General features: G+C 73.8%; 7 protein-coding genes. 3 read left to right on the top strand and 4 right to left on the bottom strand.

Features of this window, described 5'->3' with window-relative positions; genetic code table 11:
- Window positions 1-915 precede the first annotated feature (915 nt).
- From holA to HUW36_RS34580, 3 genes are all read left to right on the top strand, one after another.
- Window positions 916-1,896: a DNA polymerase III subunit delta gene (gene holA, locus HUW36_RS22625; RefSeq protein WP_174530013.1), complete on the top strand. Its 981-nt coding sequence runs from the start codon at window positions 916-918 to the stop codon at window positions 1,894-1,896.
- Window positions 1,893-2,390: a hypothetical protein gene (locus HUW36_RS22620; protein WP_246248282.1), complete on the top strand. Its 498-nt coding sequence runs from the start codon at window positions 1,893-1,895 to the stop codon at window positions 2,388-2,390. The genes holA and HUW36_RS22620 overlap by 4 nt, the downstream gene beginning before the upstream one ends.
- Window positions 2,391-2,568: 178 nt before the next feature.
- A complete protein-coding gene (locus tag HUW36_RS34580; protein ID WP_246248281.1) occupies window positions 2,569-3,957 on the top strand; it encodes a hypothetical protein in 1,389 nt (462 codons plus the stop codon).
- 26 nt (window positions 3,958-3,983) lie between these two features.
- Here HUW36_RS34580 and HUW36_RS22610 read toward each other — a convergent pair whose 3' ends face one another.
- The 4 genes from HUW36_RS22610 to HUW36_RS22595 all read right to left on the bottom strand — a co-directional run.
- The gene (locus tag HUW36_RS22610; RefSeq protein WP_217428852.1) at window positions 3,984-4,598 is read right to left on the bottom strand and encodes an HDIG domain-containing metalloprotein; all 615 of its coding nucleotides are present in this window, start codon (window positions 4,596-4,598) and stop codon (window positions 3,984-3,986) included.
- The gene (locus HUW36_RS22605; RefSeq protein WP_246248280.1) at window positions 4,595-5,161 is read right to left on the bottom strand and encodes a hypothetical protein; all 567 of its coding nucleotides are present in this window, start codon (window positions 5,159-5,161) and stop codon (window positions 4,595-4,597) included. The genes HUW36_RS22610 and HUW36_RS22605 overlap by 4 nt, the downstream gene beginning before the upstream one ends.
- A gap of 178 nt (window positions 5,162-5,339) precedes the next feature.
- On the bottom strand, window positions 5,340-5,606 hold the full coding sequence (rpsT, locus tag HUW36_RS22600) for a 30S ribosomal protein S20 (RefSeq protein ID WP_091571988.1): 267 nt from the start codon (window positions 5,604-5,606) through the stop codon (window positions 5,340-5,342).
- Window positions 5,607-5,734: 128 nt separating this feature from the next.
- Window positions 5,735-6,625 (bottom strand): phosphotransferase family protein (locus HUW36_RS22595; protein WP_174530011.1); only part of this gene is annotated, 891 nt, incomplete at its 5' end.

Here is a 6,625-nt window from a genome sequence, read left to right as displayed (position 1 = left end):
GGCGACCACCGAGATCTACACCGCTCTGAACACTCTTTCCCTACACGACGCTCTTCCGATCTGCCGGGCCGTGGTGGTCGACGCCGGCCCGGAGCCGTCCGGCGTGGACGGCTGCCTGCGCCGCCTCGGCGTACGCGAGGTGCCGTTGCTGGTGGTCAGCCACTTCCACGTGGACCACGTGGGCGGGGTGGCCGGAGTGTTCCGGGGCCGACGGGTGGGTGCGGTGGTGAGCCCACCCTGGCCGGAGCCGCCCTACGGCGTCGCCCAGGTGCGCGAGGCGGCCCGCCGCGGCGGCGCATCGCTGGCCCCGGCGTCGGCGGGGTGGCGCTGGGGCGAGGGCGGGGTACGGCTGGTCGCGGTCGGCCCGCCGTACCCGCTGCGCGGCAGCCGTTCCGACCCGAACAACAACTCCCTGGTCCTGAGCGCCACCGTGTCCGGGGTGCGGATCCTGCTGGCCGGGGACGCCGAGACCGAGGAGCAGCAGGCCGTGCGGGAGACGCTGCCGGCCGGCGCGCTCCGGGCCGACGTGCTGAAGGTGGCCCACCACGGGTCGGCATACCAGGATCCGGAGTTCCTCGCCGCGGCCCGCCCGGCGGTCGCGCTGGTCTGCGTGGGCGTGGACAACGACTACGGGCATCCCCACCAGGCTCTGCTGGACCGGTTGACCCGGGCGGGCGCGCGGGTGGTGCGCACCGACACCGACGGGGACGTGGCGACGGTCCGGACCGGGTCCGGGCTGGCGGTGGTGGTGCGCGGCGCCGCACCCGGGCCGCCCCGGTGACCCACTCGGGAAAGGAAGGGAATCTTGTCGGCATAGGAGAGGATCAAGGCAAATGTCTGGATTTGCGTTGAGTGCGGGCTGCGCCGTCACAGTCCCCGATGAGCAGGCACGATCGGGCCGGAGGGCGTGCGAGTATGGGCGACGTGACCCCCGCCAGCCTGCCTCCTATTCTGCTCGTCCTCGGCGACGAGGAGCTGCTCGCCACGCGCGCGGTCACCGAAGCCGTCGCGCGGGCCCGTGAGGTGGACGCCGACGTGGACGTCCGGGAGTACCAGGCCGGCTCCCTGACGGTCGGCGAGATCGACGAGATGCTGAGCCCGTCGCTGTTCGGCGGCCGCCGGGTGCTGGTGCTCCGGTCCGGCCAGGACGCCCGCAAGGACCTGTCGACCGCGCTGCTGGCGTACGCCAAGAATCCCGACCCGGACGTGCAGCTGGTGGTGCTGCACCTCGGCGGTGCCAAGGGCAAGGCGTTCGCCGACGGGCTGCGGTCGGCGGGCGCGACCGTGGTGCCGGCGACCAAGCTCAAGGGCCACCGCGACCGGGTGGCCTTCGTGCGGGAGGAGATCCGTCGCCACGGTGGCAGGTGCACCGAGGACGCCGCCGAGGCCCTGATCGCCGCCGTCGGCGCCGACCTGCGTGAGCTGGCCGCCGCCTGTTCGCAGCTCGTCGCCGACACCGACGGGCGGATCGGGGCGGACACGGTCTCCCGCTACTACCGGGGCCGGGTCGAGGTGACCGGCTTCACCGTGGCCGACGCGACGATGGTCGGCGACGTGCCCGGCGCCCTGGAGGCGCTGCGCTGGGCCCTGCACGTCGGGGTGGACCCGGTGCCGATCGCCGATGCGCTCGCCGACGGCGTCCGGACCGTGGCCCGGGTCGCCTCGGCCGGGCGGGGCAGCGCCTACCAGCTCGCCAGCAGCCTCGGCATGCCGGCGTGGAAGATCGAGCGGGCCCAGCGTCAGGGCCGGGGCTGGACACCGGAGGGCCTGGTCGAGGCGATGCGGGCCGCCGCCGAGTGCAACGCGGCGGTCAAGGGCGGCGCCGACGACCGGGCGTACGCGCTGGAGCGGGCCGTCTTCTCGGTGGCGGCGGCCCGGCAGGGCGGCGCCCGGTGACCCGAGCGTGGTCGACCGTGCCGACGGACGAGGAGCGGTACCGGCCGCTCTACGCCCGGGTGCTCGGCCTGCGCTTCGTCAACCCCGGCGGGGTGCTCTGCTTCCTCTTCTTCGAGGGAGCGGCGGCGCTGGCCGTGCTGCTCGCCCTCGCCGAGCTGGTGAGCTGGTGGGCGGTGCTGGTCCTGCCGACCGCGGTGGCGGTGATGGTCAAGCTCAACGACGTGGTGGCCGAGATGGTCGTCCGCACCGCCGCCCAGGTCCCCGAGCAGGAGCGGGACCGGTTCCGCCGGCAGATGGAGCCGGTGGTCGGGCGGGCCCCGGTGCCGGCCACCGCCCGGGCGCTGCCCGGCGGCCTGAGCCTGGCCGAGTCGGGTGCGCCGCGTCCGGCCGTTCCGTACCACCAGCCGGGTCGGTCCGCGCTTCCGTTCGACCGGGGCGGCGAGAGGGAACGCCGCACCGAGCCCGGCGTCACCTGGCCGGACTCCTTCCGCTGACGACGGCACGTGCGGCGCCTCGGGGCCGAACGTCCCGGGCGGAAGAGGACCCCCACGGCGAGGACGTGACCTGCCACCATGGATCTCCACGCGGACCGCGGGACGGCCGGCGTGCCGGGCGGGGGAGGCGACACGGTGCAGGTGGCAGCGGGCGATCGTCCAGGGCTGGCCGGCGGCCGTGGCTGACGAGCGTCGGTTCCGCTCGTTGCAGGAAGCGGCCCGGTTCATGGAAGCCGAGATCGACCGCCCGGTGACACCTCGGGTGACGGACCTGGGCAACTCCCTCGTGTTGCGGACCCGATCGCTGCCCCTGACCGGCGACCAGTTCACCAACATCTACGACCTGAGCTGGGCGTCGAGCGGCACCACGGCTGCGCTTCGGTTCACCCCTCGCCCCACGGCGGCCGTCGATGCCGCACAGCACGCTCCGGCCACGTCCAGCGCCGCGTTCTTCACCCTGCTCGACGAGGCGTCCGGCCTGCCCGTGCAGACGAGCCTGAACCTCGCCATCGAGCAGGGCCAGGTGCTCAGCATGCCGGTGGTCGACCGCGAGGCGTTGATCTCCCGCGAGGGGGCACTGTCGCTGCGCCATCTCACCGCGGCCGGCCACGTCGCTCTCAACGGCACCCGGCTGACCTGGACGGGCAGCCTGACCGACCGGCAGGCCGAGTGCTACGTCTTCGGTAACGGCAACATGGTGATCGACCGCCGGAACGATCCGGAGAAGGGCAGCGTGCGTGTCCTGGACGAGGCCTCGCGCGTGACGCCCGCGCTACCGCCGCGAGCCGACCTGGTCGATGTCGGCTTCACGCTGGTCGGTGGCCGCGAGTTCCGGTCCACGGGCGTCGCGGTGGACGGCGGGCTCGACATCTTCGCCCATGACCTCGTGCTGAGGTGCCCGGCGCGGCACGTCGACCTGCGCGGCGACAACCTTCTGGAGGTCCGCAGCATCGGTGGGCTGGACGAGGACGCGTGGCCCGACTCCGCGGTCACGGTCGGGCCGTCGCTGGACGTCGCCGACTTCGCCGCACACCCCGTCAACACGGACCGGTCGCTGGATGTCGCGCCGCCGTTCGCGTCGAGCCGGAAGGCGCGCATGCTGGTCTTCGAAGACCGGGTGGGCCGGACCCACCTGCGGCTGTTCGACGGCCGGCCCGCATCGCCGGTGTTCCAGGGCGTCACTCCGCAGGAGGCGCGGGACTCCGTCGCCGCCGATCCGGGATACCGCTGGGGCTGCTTCATCGACGGTGGGCAGACGGCCAAGATGTGGGTCGCCCTCGACGGCGAACTGACCAGCTTCGGCAACCGGCACTACCTGCGGTGGCCGAAGGCCGACGAGAACGAGTTCGTCTGGGTGCCGGACACCGGCCGCCCGATCTCCAGCATCATCACCCTCCAGCACCGCAGCGAGACGCAGCGGGCGGTCGACGCGGCCAGGGCGGCGTCCCTGGCCCTTCCCCGACGCACTCCCGCGGCCCGGACCGACCCGGATCTCTCGTCCTCCCACCCGTCCGCGTCGAGACCACCCCACCGGGGTCGGGACCTCGACGCCGGCCGGGGGAGGTGACGCCCCGCGGCCGGGGTGCCGGATGCTCAGACGATCGGCTGCCGGTAGCGGTCGGACAGGAGGCGGAGGTCGGGCTCGCCGAACTGCTCCACCAGCGCCGCGAACCGGGCCACCTTGTCCGCACCGAACCGCCGCACCCCGGCGGCGTAGGACGCCGCGGTCACGAACGCGGGCGGCGTCGTCTTGCTGTGGAACTTGTCCGCGTACAGCACCAGCTGCTCTTCCGGCGTGTCGGCCGTGTAGTCGGCCACCGGCAGCGGCAGGCACTGCCGCAACACGTCCTCGCGAGTGAGACCGACCCCGGTGTGGTGGGAGCAGAACCTGCTCACCCGCTCCGAGAACCCGAGGTCACGCAGGAGCGCGTGCCCCAGCACCCCGTGGCGGACGTAGTTCTCGTGATCGAGGTCTCCGGTCGCCCCGTACAGCCGGTAGACACCGATGTCGTGCAGGAGGCTGCCCGCACGGACCAGCTCGACGTTCAGACCCGGGGGGCACCTGTCGAGCAGTTGCTCGGCCACGGCGCACACGATCCGGCAGTGGGTGTAGACGAGCGCGAACGCTTCCTCGTGGGGTGCGATCCGTTCGTGCAGCGCCCGGATCTGCTCGTCCGTCGGGACCGCCAGTGCGTGATCGACGGTCACGCGTCGACACCTGCCGCGCGGGGCCGCCACCAGTAGCCCGCGGCGCCGTTCGGCCCGAGGTTGCGGTAGCGGCTGCCCTGATCCGGTGTCGCCATGCGCAGCACGTCGAGCCAACGCACCTGGTGCAGGGTCTCCAGGAGGGACGTGGGGGTCTCCGGATCGATCCACCAGATCTGGCCGGGCCCGGCCACCCGGGGCTGGTCCCGGTCCCCGAGCGGCCGGTAGAACGAGGTCACCAGCACCAGCGGCACGACGGCGTTCCAGACGTCGAGGCCGGGCGGCGTCGCGCCCTGATCTGTGAGCAGCACCTGTCGCTGCTCATCGGTGCTCTGCTCGAACACCTCACCGGCATTGAGCAGCGCCTGGACCACTTCCCGGGCGCGCAGCGCCAGGGTGAGGCGGGCCCGGGTCCGCTCGGGCCCGCGCGCGAGATCCGCATAGCCGTCGATGATCATGCCGAGGGCGTCCTCCGCGCTCGCGGCGCGGATGAGCCGTCCGTCGTGGCGCACCTCCAGCGGCGACGAGGAGTCGGCCGGAGGTGGACCGGCAACCCGTACGACCACGCGCTCTCCTGACAACCGTCGACCACAACGGCGGGCCCAGGCCGCCAACTCTAGCGGCAGTGCCCCCGTGCGGACGGCCCCGCCTGACCCGTCCCCGGCGGAGGACTCCGGAGAACGCCGACAGCCGGAAGCCCCGGGGCGGTGGCCCCGGGGCTTCCGGTCGGGTCTACGGCGTTGGTCAGGCCGAGAACGACGCGACGCGCTTGGCGATCGCCGACTTCCGGTTGGCCGCCTGGTTGGCGTGGATGACGCCCTTGCTGGCGGCCTTGTCCAGCTTCCGGGTGGCCTCGCGCATGAGAACGCTGGCCTTCTCGGTGTCGCCGGCCTCGGCAGCCTCGTTGAACTTCCGGATGGCGGTCTTCAGCGACGACTTGACCGACTTGTTACGCAGCCGGCGCTTCTCGTTCTGCCGGTTGCGCTTGATCTGGGACTTGATGTTCGCCACGCGACAGCCTCGTCTTGATAGCTCGGGTTGGTCTGCTTTCGCGCACGACGAGCATGCGTCATCGCCGCGCGAATAGCCAGGCTACCAGGTCGGCCCCGGACGAGCCAAAACGCCTCCGGCGACCCGCCTCAGGCGCGGGCCCAGCCCTGACGGGCGGCCAGCCAGCCGAGCGCCTGCTCGCCGCTCCACCGCTGGTGGGCCCGCAGGTGGGGGGAGGCCGTCGACGGTCCGGCGGCGGCGCCGGTGAGGAAGTAGCCGGCGAGCGCGGCGAGGCTCACGTCCAGTGCGTCGACGGGAGCGCCGGCGGTGACCGGGTGGCGCGCGAAGGCGGCGTCCGCGTCGAGCCCGCTGGCGTACGCGGTGAGCAGCAGCCCGGCCAGGTCGAACCAGGCGGGCCCGTGGCAGAGCCAGGTCCAGTCGCACAGCCAGGCGCGGCCGGCGGCGTCCAGCAGGACGTTGTCCACCCGCAGGTCGCCGTGGGCCAGCCCGGGGGCGGCGTCCGCGTATCCGGGGAGGCGGGACTCCAGCGCGACCAGCTCGGCCAGCGGGGCCCCGGCCGCCCCGTCGGGCAGCGGTTCGCGGCCGGCGGCCACCTCTCCCCACCACAGGATGTCGTCCCGGGCCAGGTCGGCGAGGCGGGGCAGCCCGAGCGCGGCCAGGTCCGCGGGCGGGTCGACGAGCGCGGCGGCCACCTCGGCGTACGTGGCGAGGGCGGCGTCCAGCTCGGCCGGGTCCCAGGGCAGCCGGGGGACGTGTCCGTCGATCGCGTCGAGGCCCAGGGCGTACCAGCCGGACGCGGTCAGCGCCCAGCGCGGCCGGGGCACCGGCAGGCCGGTGGGGAGGCGGGTCAGGATCGCGGCCTCGTGGGCGTACCAGTCGACCAGGTGCCGCTGCCCGTCCAGCGCCGCCGCCTTGACGAACACCGGGTCGCCGGCCGGTCCGCTCAGCACGGCGGCGAAGCCCCGGGTGAAGCCGCCGCCGGCCACCCGCACCGCGCTCGGCGGACCGCCGAGCCGGGC

The organism is Micromonospora maritima (assembly GCF_902825405.1).
In the GTDB taxonomy this organism is placed as follows: domain Bacteria; phylum Actinomycetota; class Actinomycetes; order Mycobacteriales; family Micromonosporaceae; genus Micromonospora; species Micromonospora maritima.
The sequence above is the reverse complement of the archived record's forward strand: the minus strand, read 5'-3'. Positions and strand labels throughout refer to the sequence as shown.

Excerpts from the sequence above, each read along its gene's own strand:
- holA (WP_174530013.1), top strand. The coding sequence starts at position 916 with ATGGGCGACGTGACCCCCGCCAGCCTGCCTCCTATTCTGCTCGTCCTC.